Origin of the sequence: Pelomonas sp. Root405, from assembly GCF_001425165.1 — a bacterium.
Taxonomy (GTDB): domain Bacteria; phylum Pseudomonadota; class Gammaproteobacteria; order Burkholderiales; family Burkholderiaceae_C; genus Pelomonas.
In genome coordinates, this window is sequence record NZ_LMDU01000011.1 from 590,143 (window position 1) to 608,784 (window position 18,642).

The window sequence follows — 18,642 nt, forward strand, 5'->3', positions numbered from 1 at the left end:
CACCGTGGCCGCGCGCATCCGCGTCTGGGACGGCCTCGTGCGCACGCTGCACTGGGGCCTGGCCGGCGCCGTCGCCGCGGCCCTGATCAGCGGCCACTGGCCGCCGAGCGACTTCGACAGCATCCACCACGGCGCGGGCTACGCTGCGCTCGCGGCGGTGGCGGCGCGGCTCATCTGGGGTGTCGTCGGCAGTCGCCATGCGCGCCTCGCGCAGTTCGTGCGCGGCCCACGCGCGGTGCTCGGCTATGCACGCGCGCTGCGCGCCGGACACGAGCCGCGCTACATCGGGCACAACCCGCTCGGCGGCTGGATGGCGCTGATGCTGTGGCTCACCGCCGCCGCGGTCAGCGTCACCGGCTGGCTCTACACGACCGAATGGCTGTGGGGCTATGCCTGGCTCGAACAACTGCACGCCGCGCTCGCCTGGCTCATCCTTGCCCTTGTCATCGGCCATCTCGGCGGTGTCGCCGCGACCAGTTGGCGCCACCGCGAGAACCTCGTCGGCGCAATGTTCAGCGGCACCAAGCGGGCCCCCGACGCCAACGACATCGACTGACTGCAAGACCCTCGCGAAGCCGCAAGTGATGCGGCCTCGCGACACGCGGGCCGCAAAGGGCCGATTTCATGGGCCTCTGCGGGTCATCCCCTCTATGAAAGCCTTCTCTTCCCCTAGGGAAGCGCAGTACCATCGCCGCCGCAGGGTGCTAGCGAGTATTGAAGGCTTACGCGGCCTTCACCCAGGCCCCGCACATCAACAACCTTTGATGGAGTGAATCGACATGGCAACTGCGAAGAAGGCCGCGCCCGCTAAGAAGGCGGCACCGGCCAAGAAGGCTGCACCGGCGGCAAAGAAGGCGGCAGCGCCTGCAAAGAAGGCAGCGGCTCCGGCCAAGAAGGCCGCCGCGCCTGCGAAGAAGGCAGCTCCGGCCAAGAAGGCCGCAGCACCCGCCAAGAAGCGCACGCCGAACGCCGCCTTCATGAAGGCACTGACCCCCAGCGCGGCTTTGGCCGCCATCGTCGGCGCAGCCCCGCTGCCGCGCACCGACGTGACCAAGAAGGTCTGGGAGTACATCAAGAAGAACAAGCTGCAGGATGAGCTGCAGAAGCGCGTCATCAACGCCGACGCCAAGCTGAAGGAAATCTTCGGCAAGGCCAAGGCCGACATGTTCGAGATGACCAAGCTGATCAACAGCCACCTGAAGTGATGCAGCGCCGCGCAAGCGGCCTGCCATTACGAAGCCCGGCACTGCCGGGCTTTTCTTTTTGCGGCGCCGCTTTCTCTGTCCTGCTCAGGCCAGCAACTTGCGCAGTGCGGCTTCGAGGTGGGGCACGTCGATGGGCTTGAGCCAGTAGTCGTCGAAGCCCGCGGCGCGCGCGGCGCGCACGACGCTGCCGGGGTCGTCGGCCGACAGGGCCACCCAGCGCAGTCCCTTGAGCGTCTCGGCCAGGCCCGCGTCGGCATGCGCCTTCTCGATCAGCTCCAGGCCCGTCATGTCGGGCAGGTTCATGTCGACGAGGACGAGGCTGGGTCGGCGTTCAGTCAGGGCCGCCAGCGCCTCGGCCCCAGTCTCGGCGCAACGCAACTCCCAGCCCGGCAGCAACCGGAACACCTCCTCCATCAGGATCAGGTGGATGCGATCGTCTTCGACGTAAAGCACCAGCGGCACGGCAGGGTCGGGCATGGCGGGTTAAGAGGCGGCAAGGGGGCGTCGGCACGATAGCAGCAATGCCAGCCGGGGCTGTCATTCGCGTCGGGCCATCGCGTTACGGCCGTTTGCGTGACATTTCTCACCCACTCGCCACCCGACCTCCGGGGGTCTTCAAGGCACGTAAACCCGTACTCATCCCTAACACTAGGGGCATGCGCCCTGGTTCGGGCGCGTCCTTTTGGACAGCTCGATGTCTCTGATCGCCACGCTCGCACTCGCCGCCTCCGCCGGCGCCACGCTGCCCCAGTGCAACTGGGACCGCCCCGGCGTCAACCCCTTCACGGGCGACGTGGTGGCGGCCGTGGATCGCTACAAGGACATCCCTGCGGCGACGCGCGACAAGCTCAAGGCCCGCATGAAGGCGCGCAGCTACGACGACATCGCGCTCATCGAGCGCGACAGCATCAAGGGCACCGCCAGCTACGCGCCCGAGATCCGCGACATGCACTTCGGCCCTGGCGCCGTCTGCAACACCGTGACGCGCTCGAAATGGACGGCGGCGACCCAGGAGCGTGGCCTCGTCTATTGCGAGGACGGCCAGTGCATCCTCGTGCCGACGGTCTGCCGCAACGTCAGCCGCATCCGCCGTCTGGACAAGCCGGCCGCCATCGCGCCGGCCCAGGCCGCCAACGTCGCCTCATCGACGCGTGAGGGCGAAGACAACACGCCGCTGGAGTTCGAAGCCCCCGCGGCCGGCCCGATGGCGGCGGCGCCGGAGACCTTCGCCACAGCGTCGGGCGTGCCCGCGCTGGGGGGTGCACCGGCCCAGGGCGGCAGTTTCAGCCTGGCGGGCGGCAATGCGCCTGCGGCTGCGACCGCCGGCGGCGGTGGCGTCGGCCTGGTCAACCTTGGCATGCCGGCCTTGCCGCCCGGCCGCGTGTCGACGGCCGATACCGACCTGCCCGGCGACAACATCCCCGCCGTGCCCGAGCCCGGCACCTGGGCCATGATCGCTGCAGGCCTGCTGGTGATCGCCTTTCGCGCGCGCCAGAAGCGCTGATCAACGCCTGATCAACGCCTGATCAACGCTTGAGCAACGGTGCCAGGTAGCGCCCCGTGTGGCTGGCCTCGCAGGCCGCCACGTCCTCGGGCGTGCCGGCCACCAGCAACCTGCCGCCACCCGCGCCGCCCTCCGGGCCCATGTCGATGAGCCAGTCGGCCGTCTTGATGACGTCCAGGTTGTGTTCGATGACGACGATGGTGTTGCCCGCGTCGCGCAGCTGGTGCAGCACCTTCATCAGCAGCGCGATGTCGGCGAAGTGCAGGCCGGTGGTCGGCTCGTCGAGGATGTAGAGGGTGCGGCCGGTGTCGCGCTTGCTCAGCTCCAGCGCCAGCTTCACACGCTGGGCCTCGCCGCCCGACAGCGTTGTGGCGCTCTGGCCCAGCTTCACATAGCCCAGGCCCACGTCGAGCAGGGTCTGCAGCTTGCGCGCCAGCGTCGGCACGGCGTTGAAGAGCTCGTGCGCGTCTTCCACCGTCATGCCCAGCACCTGGGTGATGTTCTTGCCCTTGTAGAGCACCTCCAGCGTCTCGCGGTTGTAGCGCCGGCCCTGGCAGACGTCGCAGGGCACGTAGACGTCGGGCAGGAAGTGCATCTCCACCTTCAGCACGCCGTCGCCCTGGCAGGCCTCGCAGCGGCCGCCGGCGACGTTGAAGCTGAAGCGCCCGGCGCCGTAACCGCGCTCCCGGGCGGTGGGCATCTCGGCGAACAGCTCGCGGATCGGCGTGAACAGACCGGTGTAAGTGGCCGGGTTGGAGCGCGGCGTGCGGCCGATGGGTGACTGGTCGACGTTGATGACCTTGTCGAAGGCGTCCAGGCCCTCGATCTCGTCGTAGGCGGCCGGGTCGGCGTGGCTGTTGTAGAGCTTCTTGGCGACGGCCGCGTACAGCGTGTCGTTGACCAGCGTGCTCTTGCCCGAGCCCGATACGCCGGTCACGCAGGTGAACAGCCCGACCGGGATCTCGACCGTCACGCCCTTCAAATTGTTGCCGCGCGCATTGACGATGCGCAGCTTGGCGTCCTCGGCCGGCTTGTGGCGTTCTTTGGGCACCTCGATGCGCGCGGCACCGCTCAGGTAGCGGCCGGTCAGCGAGTTCGGGTCGGCCGCCACCTGGTCGGGCGTGCCCTGCGACATGATGCGGCCGCCATGCACGCCCGCGCCGGGGCCGAGGTCCAGCACCCAGTCGGCAGCGCGGATGGCGTCTTCATCGTGCTCGACCACCAGCACCGAGTTGCCCAGGTCGCGCAGCCGCCGCAGCGTCGCGATCAGCCGGTCGTTGTCGCGCTGGTGCAGGCCGATGCTGGGCTCGTCCAGCACATACATGACGCCCGTCAGGCCCGAGCCGATCTGCGACGCCAAGCGGATGCGCTGGGCCTCGCCGCCCGACAGCGTGTCGGCGCTGCGGTCCAGGCTCAGATAGTTCAGCCCGACGTCGTTCAGGAAGCGCAGCCGTGAGGCGATCTCGCGGATGACTTTGTCGCCGATCTCGGCCTTGTTGCCCTTGAGCTTGAGCCCTTCGAAATAGTCCAGGCATTCGCGCAGCGTCGAATGCTCGACCTCGAAGATGGGCCGGCCCCTCACACCCGCTGGCGCCTCAGCCGGCTGCAGCACGACGTTGCGCGCTTCGCGGCGCAGGCGCGAGCCCTCGCAGGCGGTGCAGGGCTTGGCGGCCATGTAGCGGGCGAGGTCCTCGCGCACCGCCGCTGAATCGGTTTCCTTGAAGCGTCGCTGCAGGTTGGGCAGGATGCCTTCGAAGGGATGCTGGCGCTTGACGCTGCGCTTCTTGCCGCTGGCCGTCTCGGCCTGGTAGACGAAGCTGATGTCCTCCTGGCCGGACCCGCGCAGCAGCACCTCCTTGGCCGTCTCCGGCAGGCTCTCCCACGGCGCCTCGACGTCAAAGCCGTAGTGGGCCGCGACCGACTCCAGCAGCGAGAAGGTGTAGGGGTTGCGCCGGTCCCAGCCCTTGACCGCCCCACTGGCGAGCGACAGCGTCGGGAAGGCGACGACGCGGTCGGCGTCGAAGACGGTGACCTGGCCCAGGCCTTCGCAGCTCGGGCAGGCGCCCACGGGCGAGTTGAAGGAAAACAGCCGCGGCTCCAGCTCGGGCAGCGAGTACGAGCAGATCGGGCAGGCGAACTTGCTGGAGAACAGCGTGGTTTCGTCCTTGTCCATGTCCATCACCAACGCGCGGCCGTCGGCCTGGCGCAGCGCCGCCTCGAAGCTCTCGGCCAGGCGCTGGCGCAGGCTGTCGGCTGAGTCATGGCGCAGTTTGATGCGGTCGATGACGACGTCGATGTCGTGCTTCTCGGCCTTCTTCAGCGCCGGGACGTCGGGCGCCTCCACCGTCGCGCCGTCGACGCGGAAGCGCACGTAGCCCTGGGCTTGCAGGTCGGCGAACAGCTCGAGGAACTCGCCCTTGCGGTCGCGCACGACCGGCGCCAGCAGCATCAGCTTGGACTCGTCGGGCATGGCCAGCACGGCGTCCACCATCTGGCTGACCGACTGTGCCTCCAGCGGCAGGTCGTGCTCGGGGCAGAAGGGTGTGCCGGCCCGCGCGTAGAGCAGGCGAAGGTAGTCGTGGATCTCAGTGACCGTGCCGACGGTCGAGCGCGGGTTGTGTGAGGTGGCCTTCTGCTCGATGGAGATCGCCGGGGACAGGCCCTCGATGATGTCCACGTCGGGCTTGTCCATGAGCTGCAGGAACTGCCGCGCGTAACTGGACAGGCTCTCGACATAACGTCGCTGGCCCTCGGCGTACAGCGTGTCGAAGGCGAGTGAGGACTTGCCCGAGCCCGACAGGCCGGTGATCACGACCAGCGCATGCCGCGGCAGGTCGACGTCGATGTTCTTGAGATTGTGGGTGCGGGCGCCGCGCACGCGGATGAACTTGGACTCAGGGGCTGACATGGGAGTTTTCACGACGAACCGGCCATGATAGGCCGCCACAATCCCGCGCACAAAACAGCAGGGAGTGCTGATGAAGAACCGCTTGGCCACCGTGATGCTGGCCCTGGCCGCCGCCATGCTGGCCCCGACCGCTGCTGCGGCCGAACCGCCGCCGGCCACCGCCTTTTTCAAACGCCCGCAGGTGCGCGCGCCCAAGCTCAGCCCGAGTGGCCGCTACCTGGCCATCCAGGCTGCCGGCAAAGGCGACCGGATGTGGCTGGCCGTGATCGACCTGCAGGTCATGCAGGCGCCCAAATTCATCGCCGGCTTCAACGACGCCGACATCGCCAACCACCACTGGATCAACGAGGACCGGCTGGTGTTCGACGTGTCGGACTCGCCGGACGGCACGACGCGTCTCTTCGCGCAAGGCCTGTGGGCGGTGGACCGCAACGGCAGCTCGCTACGCCAGTTGGTCAACGATCACCGGTACTTCGTCTCCGATGGGACACGCATCAGCGACCGTCGGCTGAGCGGCAACTGGTCGCCGCACAGCGTATCGCCGGGGCTGGAGGGCGACGAAATCATCGTGCAGCGCCGACCTTGGGAGGACGACGCCGAGAGCGCTGGCGTGCAGCTGGCGCGGCTTGACACCAGCACCGGCAGGACACGCACCCTCAGCGAGGGCATCCCGGACTACACGCGCCATTGGCTGCTGGACTGGCGGGGCGAGCCGCGCATCATCGCCACCGAACACCAGGGCCGTAGCCGGCTGTACCGGCGCGACGACGCCGGCCGGTGGCAATTGTGGGTAGACGACGACGCCACGGCGCGCCAGCACCCCTGGCCGACCTGGGTCGGTCCCGACGGCCAGCTGCTGGGCGAGCACAGCCACCGCGGCTACGCCGCCCTGTACAGGCTCGACGCGCAGACCGGCCGCAGTAACGGCGAGCCGCTGGTCACTACACCGGGCTATGACTTCGAGGGCGACCTCATCACCGAGCCCGGCAGCGGCCGGCTGCTCGGTGTGCGCTTCGAGAACGATGCGCCCGGCACCGCCTGGATGGAGCCGACGATGAAGGCCTTCCAAGCCGATATCGACGCCCGGCTGCCCGGCAGCGTCAACCTCATCGAATGCCTGCGGTGCATCGGCGCGAGCCACCTCATCGTCACGGCGCTGTCCGACCGGCGCCCGCCGCTCTACTACCTCTACAAGACGGCCGACAAGCAGCTTGAACCGCTGGCCGGCAAGCGCGCCGACCTGCCGGTGGCTGCGATGGGCCAGCGCGACTATCACCGCATCAAGGCCCGCGACGGGCTGGAGGTCCCGGTGCTCGTCACGCAACCGGCGGGCGGTTTCAAGGGCGCCACGCCCACCGTCGTGCTCGTGCACGGCGGGCCCTATGTGCGCGGCACGCACTGGCGTTGGGAGCCCATGGCGCAGTTCCTCGCCAGTCGTGGTTATTTGGTACTGGAGCCGGAGTTCCGCGGCAGCACGGGCTACGGCTTCAAGCACTTTCGCGCCGGCTGGAAGCAATGGGGTCTGGCCATGCAGGACGACCTTGCCGACACCCTCGCCTGGGCCGTCAAGAAGGGCTGGGCGGACCCTCAGCGCGCCTGCATCGCTGGTGCGAGCTATGGCGGCTATGCGGCCATGATGGCCGCCGTCACGCAGCAGGGTCTGTTCAAGTGCGCCATCAACTGGGTCGGCGTGACGGACATCGGCCTGATGTCCAGCATCAGCTGGAGCGACTTCTCCGAGGAATGGAAGCAGTACGGCATGAGGCGCCTGGTGGCCGACCCCGACACCGACGCCGAGCAGATGCGCAAGACCTCGCCGCTGGCGCGAGCGGCCGAGATCCGCATGCCGCTGTTGATGGCCTACGGCGCCGAGGACCGCCGCGTGCCGCTCAAGCACGGTACCGATATGAAGTCCGCGCTGCGCGCCGACCAGCCGCTCGAATGGGTCGTCTACCCCGACGAGGGCCATGGCTGGTTCAACCTGAAGACCAACGAGGACTTCTGGGGGCGCGTCGAGCGCTTCCTGGCCGCGCATCTCGCGCCGAAGAACTGACCGTCCATCGCGGCCGCATGCAGCTCGCGGCCTGCGGCCGGCGGTTCATCGCAGCGCCCTGGCGGCACGCGGCTTCGGTGACGAAACTGCTTCCATCGACACAGCAATACCGCTGAGCGAAACCCCAAGGAAGCATCATGAACACCACCGTCCTGATTCAAGCCGCCGCCGTCGCCGCTTTCGCATTCACCGCCTTCAGCGCCAGCGCCGCTCCGCAGGAAATCAAGCAGTTGCCCCGCGTCGTCGTCACCGGCAAGGCCACGCAGACCGTTGCCCAACTGCCCCGCGTCGTCGTGACCGGTTATGCCGTCCGTGAAGTGGCCCAAATGCAGCAACTGCCCCGCGTCACCGTCACCGCCCGCCGCGCCTGAGCCCTGCATGACGATGCATTCGACGATGAACTTCCGAGCCGAGTCGCCGGCACAGCAGGCCGCCGGCCGGGGCTGTGCCGACGAGTCGACTTGCGTCCTACGCCGGCCGATACATCTCTGAAAGACAATCCGGGCTTCTTCATCGGAGCCCGCTTGTGAAAGAAGAGCTGCGCAAACGCCGGTCCTGGCTGGATGGCTTCATGGCCTACCCAGCGCCGCCCGGCCTGAGTGAGACCGCACTGCGCGACAACATCATCCGGCTCGACCAGGCGCTGTACGCGCTGTGGGCCCTGGGTGACAACCTCATCTACGGCTGGACACCCGAGCCGCGCGGCCTTCGCGTGCTGGTCGCGCCACACCCCATGCTGACCGAGTTTGCACTGGGGGATGGCTCGCTGTCGTCCGACGAGCTGACACGGCGCGCGCGCCTGCTGGACAAGCTGCTGTCCAACCAGGAACACCTCGACAAGCAGGCCTTCGACGCTGTCGCGGCGGCGCTTGGCATCACGCCCCGTCTCATCGAGCTGCCTTTCGCGCCCGAGCGCGGCCTGGGCCTGCCGCTGATCGCGGCCATTGCGGCGCGCTACGGCATCCGCCTGGTCGAGGACCGCGCCGTCATCCTTTTCGACGCCGTCGGCTTCTCGCTGCTGACGCCGCTGCAGCAGGTGGTGCAGCTCAACAGCCTGTCCTGCTCGGTCAATGCGGCCTATGCCAAGCTGCTGGACCGCGAGATCAACATCAACTTCGCGCGCACGACGACGGGCGACGGCTTCTACATCTGGAACCGCATGCGCGGCATCGAGGCCAATGTGGAGCTGTATCAGCTGATGCAGTTCATCCTGGCCGACAACGCACTGGCGCAGGAGCGCGCGACGCGCCCCGAATCGGTGCCCCGGCTGCGGGCCTGCTTCCATGTCGGCTCGCACTACGAGTTCTATCAATCCGAAGGGCTGAACCCGACTTCGTTCAGCTATTTGGTCGGCCAGGTCACCATCGAGCTGGCCCGCATGATCGAGCGCGCGGAGCCGGGCCAAATCCTGGTCGGCAAGTTCAACACCCTCATGCATGACGAGGCCACCGGCGAGGACGTGCGCATCGACAGCCTCGACTTCGTCGAGCGCACGCGTGCGCCGCTGCGCAGCCTCAATGGCTTGAAGCTCGCCGGCTCCGAGGTCGACGAGATCGCCTGCTACCTGACCGGCCGCCGCGACGCGGCCGGCCTGTGGGGCATCAGCGAATACCACATGGCCGACAAGCACGGCCTGATCCACCGCGTCTACAACGCCAAGATCAACATCCATCGCCGCAATGGCGAGCCCATCTACCTCGGCCTGCGCGAGGAAGACCTGCCCACGGACTCGCTGCGCACCGTGGCTGACACCGACTTCACGCCGATGCAAGGCTAGCTTGATGCCCAGCGTCTGGAGTTACGTCTTCAAACGGCGGGTTTTCGCCGCCGTCAACGGCCGCAGCGGCTAGCATCCCCGGCGTTGTGACCGAGTCCTTCGCCTTCACTGTCGCCAGTCCCAACGCCGCTGGCCAGCGCCGGCTGCTGACGCTGCTGTTCGTCGACCTGAGCGGCTCCACCGCGATGGCCGAGTGGATGGAGGCCGAGCACTATGCAGCCATGCTGGCCGGGTTGCGCGAGCTGTACGAGCGCATCGTGCCGCACCACGGCGGCGTCATCGCGCGCATCCAGGGCGACGGCATGCTGGCCGTCTTCGGCCACCCGGAAGTGCGAGAGGACGACGGCCGCCGCGCCACCGAGGCCGCGCTGGAGCTGCACGCCGCCGTGCGCGGCCTGCTGCCACCCGGCCCCCGGCCGGCAGGCTTCCCCGGCCTGTCGCTGCACAGCGGCATCCATGCCGGCGTCGTCCTCGTCAACGACGGCGACCAGATGCGCGGGCGCTTCGAACTGCTCGGCAACGCGCCCAATATCGCCGCTCGCCTGTCGGAGGCAGCCAAGCGCGACGAGATCATCGCCAGCGAAGAGAGCCTGGGCCTGCAGAGCCAGTTCTTCGAGACCGGCCCGCGCTTCTCGCTGCAGCTGCGCGGCCGCGCCACGCCACTGGCGGCCTACCGCGTGTTCGGCCGCGCACCCGTGGGGCGGCGCTTCGAGGCCAGCGTGCGTCGCGGCCTGGCGCCCTTCGTCGGCCGCGGTGACGAGCTCGCCGCGCTCGAAGTCGCGCTGGCGCGCACGCTGTCCGGACAGACGCTGTGGCTGGGCTTGCGCGCCGGCGCGGGCGTGGGCAAGACCCGGCTCACCGAGGAGTTCCTGCGCCGCGCGGCGGACCAGGCCTGCCAGATCCACCGTGGCTATTGCGAGAGTTATCTCAGCGCCGAGCCGCTGCAGCCCTTCGTGCAGATGCTGCGCGCGCTTGATGGCCTGCACGACGCGCCGCCCGAGCTTTTCGCGGCACAGAGCAGTGCATCGGCCCAGCGTGCCGATGCGCTGCTGGCCCTGCTGCTGGCACTGGCGCGGCGCACACCGCAGGTCGTGTGCATCGACGACCTGCAATGGGCCGACGATGCCTCGCTGCGCCTGCTGCACCGGCTGCGCGCCGTGGCCGAGCGCGAAGGCCTGCCGCTGCTGCTGCTGAGCGCCAGCCGACCGGCGTCACACCCCGCGGCGTTGCCCGGTGCCAACGACGGCGATGCCGACATCCTCGAACTGCCGCCGCTGACCGAGACCGAGGCCGCGCGCGCCGTGCAGCAACTGCTGCCACAGACCGACCCCTTCATCGCCTCCGAGGTGCAGCGCCACGCCGGCGGCAACCCGCTCTTCATCGAGGAGCTTTGCCACGCCGCGGCCGACAACGGCGGCGGCCTGGTCGAAGGCCAGAGCAGCGCTGCCTGGCTGGCCGCCCTGGTGGAGTCACGCGTCGGCCGCCTGCCGCCCGAGCAGGCACAGCTGGTGCGCGTGGCCGCCGTCATCGGCAATGTCATTCCCGTGTGGTTGTTGCAGGCACTGTCCGGCTGCGGCGAACAACATCCCGCCGTGCGGGCACTGGCCGCGCAGGATTTCATCTTCCCGGACCAGCGTCCCGGATTGCTGCGCTTCAAGCACGGGATCACGCGGGACGTCGTCTACGAGGCGACCGGCCTGCACGAACGCCAGGCGCTGCACCGCCAGATCAGCGCCGAGCTGAGCGCGCGCGGCGGGGCCGAAGACCAGCTCCACGAGCAGTTGGCCTATCACGACGCCGCCGCCAACGACTGGCCGGCTGCCGCCCGTCACGCCGAGGCCGCGGGCGACCACGCGCTGGCCGCGTCGGCGCTGGACCGCGCCAAGAAGCAGTTCCGCGCCGCGCTGGCCGCGCTGGAGTTCCTGCCCGATGGCGACGACCAGGGCCGCGAACGGCGGCGCCGCTGGGTCGGCATTGCGCAGCGCCTGGGCATGGCCTGCGTGTTCGACGCGTCGCAGGACGACCTGCGCGTGCTGCGGCATGCCGCCGGCCTGGCGCGCGAGGACGGTGACCCCGGCCTGATCGCCCGCACCGAGTACTGGCTGTCCTATGTCGGCTATGCGCTGGGCGAGACGCGCGACAGCCTGCGCCACGCGCGCGCCGCCGTCGAGACCGCCCAGGAATGCGGCGACCACGCGCTGCTGGCCCAGCTGCCCGGCACCGTCGGCCAGCTGCAGGCCGCCGCGGCCGACTACGCCAACGCGCTGCCGATGCTGGACCTGGCCATCGCCCGCCAGCGCGCCCGCGCCAGCAAGAGCGCGGCCAACCGGATCGGCCTGTCCTATTCGCTGTGCTGCCGCGCCTATGTGCTGGGCGACCAGGGACAGTTCGAGCAGGCCCACCAGGTGTTCGCCGAGGCGTTGGAGCCCTTCGAGGGCAGCGGCCACGCAGTGGAGGCCAGCATCCAGGGCTGGCGCGCGGCCGTGCTGCTCTGGCAGGGCCGCTGGGCCGAGGCGCGCGAGGCGGCTGCGGTGGCCCACCGCGTGGGCGCCCAGGTGCGCAGCATGTTCACCTGCGCCATGGGCCACGCCGCCGGTGCCTATGGCGCTTGGATGCAGGATGCCGACCCGGCTGCCCGCCAGCATGTGCTGGACGCCACGGCCTGGCTGGCCCCGCGCGGCGGCGGCCTGTACAGCAGCTTCAATCACGGCTGGCTGGCCGACATCCTGTCCACCCAGGGTGATGCCGGCGCGGCCCGCCACCATGTCGCGCTGGCGCTCAGGCGTGGCCGCCAGCACGACTGGATCGGCGTGGCGATGGCCTACCGCGCCGCGGCCCGCCTGGCCGCACGTGTGGGCGACAACCCTCGTGCCAAACGCTATCTCGACCTGGCGCGCGGCGCGGGTGAGCAACGCAACTCGGCCCACGAGGCAGCGGTCACCGCGCTGCTGCAGGCCGAACTGCGGCTGGACGGTGCCTGGCAGGCCGCGCGTGACCGCGCCGGTCGAGAGTTCGAGCGTCTGGGCATGACGGGTTTCCTGGAGCGAGCGCTGCAGCTTTGACCCGCCAGGGCCCCCGGCGTCGCAGTCATCGGCCTCGTGAAACTACGTATCCATAAAAACAGAACGCTGTTTCATCATTAGATCGCGATGCGCGGCCATGCCCGCGCCGACCTGACGTCGCCGCGCCCTTAGCGCGCGGATCGACCGGGAGCGACCTGACGTCGGCACCGGTTTCCTCCCTGCCACACAGCCTTCGCCGGCAGCGCGCTACCCAGCCCGCCCGACGACGGCCGGCTGCGCGCACCTGGACGGATACCGCGCTGCCACTACAAGACCAGGAGACATTCCCATGACGACGATCAAGAAGATGACACCGCCGCCGCTGCCGGTTCTGCGGTCCGCGGGCGCTGCCGTGTCACTGCTGCTGGCCGCCTCGGTCGCGCAGGCCGTGGACTGGCCCTCGGGCTACTCCAAGTGCGCCGACGAAGGCGAGACCTGCAAGGCCGGCACCGCGACTCGGCCGGTGTCTTTCGGCATCAAGGACAAGTGGGTCATCAAGAACCTCAGCGGCGACATCGCCTGCACGGTGGCGACCTTCGGCTCTGACCCCAACCCCGGCATCACGAAGAAATGTGCGGTCGGCCCCGTCGGCAGCCCTGCTCCCTCACCCGCGCCCTCTCCGGCGCCTTCACCTGCGCCAACACCTGCCCCCGCCCCCACACCTGCACCGACGCCAGCGCCCTCGCCGGCCCCTTCCCCTGCTCCCTCACCTGCGCCCGCCCCGGCCGGCCACAGCGGCGGCTATGCCGGCACGGTCACTGGCGGCGGCAGCAAGACGCCCGTGACCGTCAGCACCGCCGCGGCGATGCAGGCAGCGCTCAACGCCTATGACGGCAACTCCGGACTGGTGCTGCGCTACACGGGCACGTTCAACTTCGCGTCCATCACCGACTCCTGCGCGCAATGGCAAAAGCCTGCGGGCGCCATCGTCGAGATCAAGAACAAGAACAACGTCACCATCGAAGGCGCCAACGGCTCAGGCGCCAATTTCGGCCTGGCCATCAAGGCAGCGGCGCAGAACATCATCATCCGCAACATGACCATCGGCCTGCTGCCCGGCAGCATCGACGCCATCGGCATCGAAGGCCAGAGCGGCGGCACGCCGGGCTACATCTGGATCGACCACAACACGCTCTTCAGCAGCCTCAAGGAGTGCAGCGGCGCGGGCGACCTGGAGTTCGACGGTCTCATCGACAGCAAGGCCGGCGCCCACCACATCACCTACTCGTACAACTACATCCACGACCACCAGAAGGTCGGCCTGATCGGTTCCAGCGACAGCGACAGAAGCGACCGCTTCATCACCTTCCACCACAACTACTACAAAGACGTCAGCGCCCGCCTGCCGCTGCAGCGCGGCGGCTACACGCACCTGTACAACAACCTCTACAGCGGGGTGAAGACCTCGGGCGCCAACATCCGCATGGGCGGCTACTCGCTGATCGAAAACAACTGGTTCGAGAACGCCCAGAACCCGGTGACGTCGCGTGACAGCTCGTCCATCGGCTACTGGCAGCTGCGCGGCAACAACGTGCAAAGTCCGGCGGACTTCGGGACCTACGGCATCACCTGGGTGCCCAGCGGCTCGTCGCCGTCGCGGGATGCGACGGACTGGACCACCACGGCGAACTTCCCGCTCGGCATTCCCTACGGCTACACGCTGCAGGCGCCGTCGTGCGTGAAGCAGAGGCTGCCGGCGGCGGCGGGGGCGGGAACGAACTACGCGAAGGTCAGTTGCTGACGCGGCAGGACCCCCAACCTTGAGAAGGCAGTCGCGCAGCTCGTGCGTGACTGCCTTCAAGGTGCGCGACCCGGCGCTAGTATGTGTACCTCTCCTTGAAGAAGTACGCATCATGCGCACCAACATTGAGATCGACGACAAGCTCATGAAGGACGCGCTGAAAGCCACCGGCGCAAAGACCAAGCGCGAGGTCGTAGAACTGGGCCTGAAGACGCTGGTTCAGCTTCGGGCACAGGAAAAGGCCCGCGACCTGAAGGGCCGGATCACCTGGGAGGGTGATCTGGACGCACTGCGGCAAAACAGGTGATCCTCGTCGACTCCAGCGTCTGGATCGACTACTTCCGTGCTTTGGATACGCCGGCCACATCGACCTCGCGGGTTATGAGTTGGCGGTGAAGGCAGCGGACAACTTCCGCCGGCTGCGCGCCATGGGCGTCAGGGTGCGCAAGACCATCGACACCCTGATCGCCACCCGATGCATCGAGGACAGGCTGACGCTGCTGCATGCCGACAAAGACTTTGAGCCATTTGCCGAACATCTGGGGTTGAAAGTGGCGTATTCGCAAAGCTGAGCGAACCGCGCATTCGCGACGTCAGGTCGGCACATTCGCCGCCTTGACCGCTGCGGCGAGTCCGGTGATATGCCGCGTCACACCCCCATCGCCACCACCGTCGGCGCCCCGGTAAACCTCAACACCCCCGCATCCAGCACCGCCGCCACGACACCCAGCATGACACCCATCCCCATGCCATAGCCCGAGCACGCATGCGGCGGCGGGCCTTCCGGGTCGGCGCGGTCGCCGCCGAAGGCGACGTGGTGGCGCAGCGGGTCTTGCTGGGTGGCCGAACCCAGGCCGACGATGACGACGCGATCGGCCTCCACATTCACCTGCCCCAGCCGATGCGCCACGCGCGCCTTGCGCCAGACCTGGAAGGGCGTGGGGCGCTGGTTCAGCGTGGCGACCAGCGTCGGCCTCAGACGCGCCACGGCCTCGGCGTAGGGAGGCGGAGCCGTCTGCGTATCCGGGTGCACCTCGTTCCACTGCGGCTGCAGATCCCAGAGCTTTCGGGTCTGCACCCAGGCGGCCAGCACGGTCACGAGGTTGGCATGCGTCGTCGGTGGGAAGCCCAGCATGATGCCGGCCAGCGTGCGCGCGGGCAGGTCGGGCGTGGCGTCGGGCAGGGCCTTGGCAGCCGCGACGATCTTCTGCGCCAGCGGCGGCAGCTGGGCGGCCGGGTCGGCCAGCCAGGCTTCGACGGCGGCGGTGAAGCGGCGGCCGGCGGCGCGCCCTTCGGCTTGGACATCCTTGGTCGGGAAGGGGCCGAAGACGTGGCGCGACACCTTGATGAGGTCGCGCGGGCAGCGCGGCGCCACGCTGCCGACGGCAGGCGCGCCCGCATAGGGCTCGGCGTGGAACTCCGTGCCCCAGATGTGGCGGCCATCGGGCTGGCCGAACCACATGCGGCACAGCGCGGCCAGCACGCCTTCGCTGAGGCGCTCGAAGTCCAGCGGCGTGTCCGTGGGCAGGTCCTTGGGTTTCTGTGACGCCGGGAAGGCGTCCAGCAGCGCACGGGCCTCGTCCTTCAGCTTGTTCAGTCCCGCCTTGGCGACCTGGTAGGCCACGCCATAGCAATACGCCTCGCTGTAGCCCTCGATGGCCGCATTGATGACCGGCGCCAGCTCGCTGTGCCCGGTGTCGTCGTCCTGGCCCAGGTAGCCGACACCGATGGAGTCGTGCATGCGCTCGCCGTAGCCGCTGACGGAGTAGCGGTCGGGGTCGTTGCGCAGCACCTCGCAGACACGCTCGGGCGTGCCGACGAGCACGCCATACGCCGTGTCCACCACCCCGCCGGGCTGGGTGCGCACCCAGGCCCACGCACCGTCGCGCGTCGTGCTGTCCTCCAGCCAGAGCTGCATGGCGACCTTGTCCTGCAGGTCGGGAACGCGCTCGGGCACGGCGACCGCGGGCGGCAGCGGCAGGGGCAGCTCGACCAGGCCGGGCAGTCCCTGCAACGCCGCAATGGAGGGCACGAAGAAATAAGCGCCCCATTGCAGCGTGACGAAGGGCTCGGGACCGAGGTCGATTTCGTAGGTCTTGCCACCATGCTCGAAAGGAAAGAGCCGCGGGCCGGCATTGCCGTCGACCACCGCGAGCAGCGGATCGGCCTGGCCCGAATAGCCGCCGCTGGCATTGCCGCCGGCGACCCAGCGCTGCACGACCTCGAACTGCTCGGCCAGGTGGGCGTTGTAGGCCATGAAGACCAGGCCGCGGTCCGCATCGTCGGGCGCGTCGGGGTTCACGGGCGCGCCATAGCTCATGCCGCGTCGCAGGATGCGCGGCATGCGATTCCTGGCGAAGGCCGAGTCGTCCTCGAGGTCGCGCGGATTGACGCGGCGAATGTGCGAATGGAAGGGACAGGCCGAGCCCGCCGCGTCCTTGGCGTAGTTGAAATCGTTCGTCGTGCCCGGCGCCTCGGGGGCAACGAGCGGGCGGCCGTCTCGGTAGCGGCCCATCAGCTTGGCCAGCACCAGGTCATGGTCCAGGCCGTGCTCCTTGGCCTGCTCATAGGTGCGCTTGGCGAAGCGGCCGGTGTACTGGCGCAGCTTGCGCACGACGAGGAAGGTGCCGCGGTCCAGCAGCGCGTCGGGCTTCTCGGGCACGGCGTGGCCCTTGTCGCGTTCGGTCGGGAAGCCCTGCAGGATCTCGCCGGTCTTGACCGTGTCGCCCCAGGCCGCGCCCGGCGTGGCCGGTGCCAGCGTGGGCTGGCTGATGCCGTCCTTGAAGCCGAAGTGTTCCTTGTCGGCCGCATTGCTGCGCATGGGCTCGGTGGCCATCAGCGCCAGGCCGGTGTTGACGGTGAGCGCCTCGGCCAGGGCGTCGAGGCGCTGGCCGTCTGCGGCCGTGAAGTGCTCGCCCGGCTCAGCGGCCGGGAAACGCAACTGCACCAGCACATGAGCGTTGGCGGGGTCGAAGCGGTCGATGCCGTTGACGTGGCGCACCAGGGCCCAGTGTGTCGGGTGGTTGTGGCGCACATCGCCGAGCAGGCCGGCGCGCGCGGCCATGCCTTCCTTGAAAGCCTGCGGGAAGCGGTCCAGCCGCGCGGCGGGTACGCCCAGCGCCTTCAGGCCGGCCAGCGTCAGGGCGACCTGGCGACATACGCCTGGCTGGGTCGGGTCGTCGACGACCTTGTCATCCTCGCGGTTGACGGGCGCCGTGCTGAGCCAGGCCACGGCTTGCGCCGGCTGGGCCACGCGCAGCAGCACCAGGCCGCCGCGGTTGCCGGGCGGCTTGGTCAGGATGCAGGCCTGCAGGTCGCCGGGCTTGAGCGACAGCTCGCGAGCCTTGACCTCGGGCTCGACGAGCGGACGCTCGAACCATTCCAGCATTTCGTGGTGGCGCTGGCGCAGCTGGCCGCCAGGGGTCTTGCCGCCGTCGTTGGGGAAATGCTGGGCGGTGCCGAGCTCTTTGAGCTCGAACAGCACGTCACGCGTGGCGCGGCGCAGGCAGTCGCGGTCGGGGGCCTCGTCGCCAAAATAGCGCTGCAGCGTGAAGAGCCCAGCAAGCGGCACCAGGCCGCGCGCGGCCATCGCGAAGCGCTCCTTGTCGCCGGTGGGCAGCGGCGGCACGTCGCCCGAGGCCGGGGCGCGCAGGCGGTTGAACGCCAGCTCGCTGGCGCGGCCGCGCTGGGCGGCCTCCAGCAGGGCGAGATATTCGGCATCGCTGACCGTGCGGCCGGATTCGATGAACAGGAAGTCCGCCGACACCTCATGCTCACGCACCCAGCGCGCATAGGTCTCGAAGCTGCAGTCGCGCGACAGCGTGTAGCCCTCGGTGTGGCAGAGCATCAGGTCCAGCGTGCTGCCGAGCTGGTCCCAGATGACGCGCATGTAGGGCTCCCAGCCGCCGTCGAAATTGACGGACAGCAGCAGCCGGTCGGGCGCGTCATCCTTGCCTTCGACGATGCTCCAGCGGAAGGAATGGACGATGCGCCAGCGCGCGACGATGTCGGTGTAAGGCGACGCCGGCGTGCTCGATTCGCGCGAGCCCAGGCGCAGCCCGTTGAGCGTGCGCAGCACCTTGCGCAGCCGCTCCACATAGGTGATGACCTCCAGCGCGTCGACGAAGCCGCGCTTGATGTCGACCAGCAGATTGAGGTCGGTGATGCCGCCGAGCTGGACGTCGTTGCCGCGTGCCATGTTTGTTCTCCCTTGTGCAGGGAGAAGTATCCCGGCGCCGCATGAAGGCGTCGCTAGGGCGGCCCCTTAAGTCTGACGACGGTCCTGCTGATCCGCGCCAGCCGCAATTCATCCGCGGAAAGCCGCAACCTATCGCAAACCCTTAGGCCGTGGACCGTGCCGCGAACACACTGGCGGCACAGACAGAGGAACAC

Annotated in this window: 13 protein-coding genes; 10 read left to right on the plus strand and 3 right to left on the minus strand. The window is 68.9% G+C overall.

What is annotated here, in order from left to right; genetic code table 11:
- Positions 1–4 precede the first annotated feature (4 nt).
- Entirely contained in the window at positions 5–556 is a 552-nt protein-coding gene (locus tag ASC81_RS12365) for a cytochrome b/b6 domain-containing protein (protein ID WP_235533634.1), read from the plus strand.
- 223 nt (positions 557–779) lie between these two features.
- Complete coding sequence (locus ASC81_RS26550; RefSeq protein ID WP_082536465.1) at positions 780–1,205, plus strand: SWIB/MDM2 domain-containing protein; 426 nt, start codon at positions 780–782, stop codon at positions 1,203–1,205.
- An 84-nt stretch (positions 1,206–1,289) separates the two neighbouring features.
- Here the strand turns inward: ASC81_RS26550 and ASC81_RS12380 are convergent, their stop codons facing one another.
- Positions 1,290–1,682, minus strand: a complete 393-nt coding sequence (locus ASC81_RS12380; protein ID WP_056267221.1) for a response regulator — start codon at positions 1,680–1,682, stop codon at positions 1,290–1,292.
- Between the two features lie 217 nt (positions 1,683–1,899).
- Between ASC81_RS12380 and ASC81_RS12385 the strand changes: the two genes are divergently transcribed.
- Positions 1,900–2,709: an MHFG family PEP-CTERM protein gene (locus ASC81_RS12385; RefSeq protein ID WP_056267223.1), complete on the plus strand. Its 810-nt coding sequence runs from the start codon at positions 1,900–1,902 to the stop codon at positions 2,707–2,709.
- A 22-nt stretch (positions 2,710–2,731) separates the two neighbouring features.
- Here ASC81_RS12385 and uvrA read toward each other — a convergent pair whose 3' ends face one another.
- The gene (uvrA, locus tag ASC81_RS12390) at positions 2,732–5,617 is read right to left on the minus strand and encodes an excinuclease ABC subunit UvrA (protein ID WP_056267226.1); all 2,886 of its coding nucleotides are present in this window, start codon (positions 5,615–5,617) and stop codon (positions 2,732–2,734) included.
- A 70-nt stretch (positions 5,618–5,687) separates the two neighbouring features.
- Here uvrA and ASC81_RS12395 point away from each other — a divergent pair, with 70 nt between their 5' ends.
- The 7 genes from ASC81_RS12395 to ASC81_RS12425 all read left to right on the plus strand — a co-directional run bounded on the left by ASC81_RS12395 (position 5,688) and on the right by ASC81_RS12425 (position 14,822).
- Positions 5,688–7,670, plus strand: a complete 1,983-nt coding sequence (locus ASC81_RS12395; RefSeq protein WP_082536466.1) for an alpha/beta fold hydrolase — start codon at positions 5,688–5,690, stop codon at positions 7,668–7,670.
- A 137-nt stretch (positions 7,671–7,807) separates the two neighbouring features.
- On the plus strand, positions 7,808–8,041 hold the full coding sequence (locus ASC81_RS12400) for a hypothetical protein (RefSeq protein WP_056267229.1): 234 nt from the start codon (positions 7,808–7,810) through the stop codon (positions 8,039–8,041).
- A 155-nt stretch (positions 8,042–8,196) separates the two neighbouring features.
- Positions 8,197–9,447 carry a hypothetical protein gene (locus tag ASC81_RS12405; protein WP_056267231.1) on the plus strand — a complete coding sequence of 417 codons (1,251 nt, stop codon included), beginning with the start codon at positions 8,197–8,199 and terminating at the stop codon, positions 9,445–9,447.
- A gap of 86 nt (positions 9,448–9,533) precedes the next feature.
- Positions 9,534–12,509, plus strand: coding sequence for an AAA family ATPase (locus ASC81_RS12410; protein ID WP_056267234.1), 2,976 nt, complete (start codon positions 9,534–9,536; stop codon positions 12,507–12,509).
- A gap of 289 nt (positions 12,510–12,798) precedes the next feature.
- Complete coding sequence (locus ASC81_RS12415) at positions 12,799–14,250, plus strand: polysaccharide lyase family 1 protein (protein WP_200946801.1); 1,452 nt, start codon at positions 12,799–12,801, stop codon at positions 14,248–14,250.
- Positions 14,251–14,362: 112 nt separating this feature from the next.
- Complete coding sequence (locus ASC81_RS12420) at positions 14,363–14,557, plus strand: type II toxin-antitoxin system VapB family antitoxin (RefSeq protein WP_056267237.1); 195 nt, start codon at positions 14,363–14,365, stop codon at positions 14,555–14,557.
- 85 nt (positions 14,558–14,642) lie between these two features.
- Positions 14,643–14,822, plus strand: coding sequence for a hypothetical protein (locus tag ASC81_RS12425; RefSeq protein WP_235533635.1), 180 nt, complete (start codon positions 14,643–14,645; stop codon positions 14,820–14,822).
- A gap of 77 nt (positions 14,823–14,899) precedes the next feature.
- Here ASC81_RS12425 and ASC81_RS12430 read toward each other — a convergent pair whose 3' ends face one another.
- On the minus strand, positions 14,900–18,448 hold the full coding sequence (locus ASC81_RS12430) for a Dyp-type peroxidase domain-containing protein (protein ID WP_056267245.1): 3,549 nt from the start codon (positions 18,446–18,448) through the stop codon (positions 14,900–14,902).
- Between the last annotated feature and the right edge of the window lie 194 nt (positions 18,449–18,642).

Excerpts from the sequence above, each read along its gene's own strand:
- uvrA (WP_056267226.1), bottom strand. The coding sequence starts at position 5,617 with ATGTCAGCCCCTGAGTCCAAGTTCATCCGCGTGCGCGGCGCCCGCACC.
- ASC81_RS12420 (WP_056267237.1), top strand. The coding sequence starts at position 14,363 with ATGCGCACCAACATTGAGATCGACGACAAGCTCATGAAGGACGCGCTG.
- ASC81_RS12400 (WP_056267229.1), top strand. The coding sequence starts at position 7,808 with ATGAACACCACCGTCCTGATTCAAGCCGCCGCCGTCGCCGCTTTCGCA.
- ASC81_RS12430 (WP_056267245.1), bottom strand. The coding sequence starts at position 18,448 with ATGGCACGCGGCAACGACGTCCAGCTCGGCGGCATCACCGACCTCAAT.
- ASC81_RS12385 (WP_056267223.1), top strand. The coding sequence starts at position 1,900 with ATGTCTCTGATCGCCACGCTCGCACTCGCCGCCTCCGCCGGCGCCACG.
- ASC81_RS26550 (WP_082536465.1), top strand. The coding sequence starts at position 780 with ATGGCAACTGCGAAGAAGGCCGCGCCCGCTAAGAAGGCGGCACCGGCC.
- ASC81_RS12395 (WP_082536466.1), top strand. The coding sequence starts at position 5,688 with ATGAAGAACCGCTTGGCCACCGTGATGCTGGCCCTGGCCGCCGCCATG.
- ASC81_RS12415 (WP_200946801.1), top strand. The coding sequence starts at position 12,799 with ATGACGACGATCAAGAAGATGACACCGCCGCCGCTGCCGGTTCTGCGG.
- ASC81_RS12380 (WP_056267221.1), bottom strand. The coding sequence starts at position 1,682 with ATGCCCGACCCTGCCGTGCCGCTGGTGCTTTACGTCGAAGACGATCGC.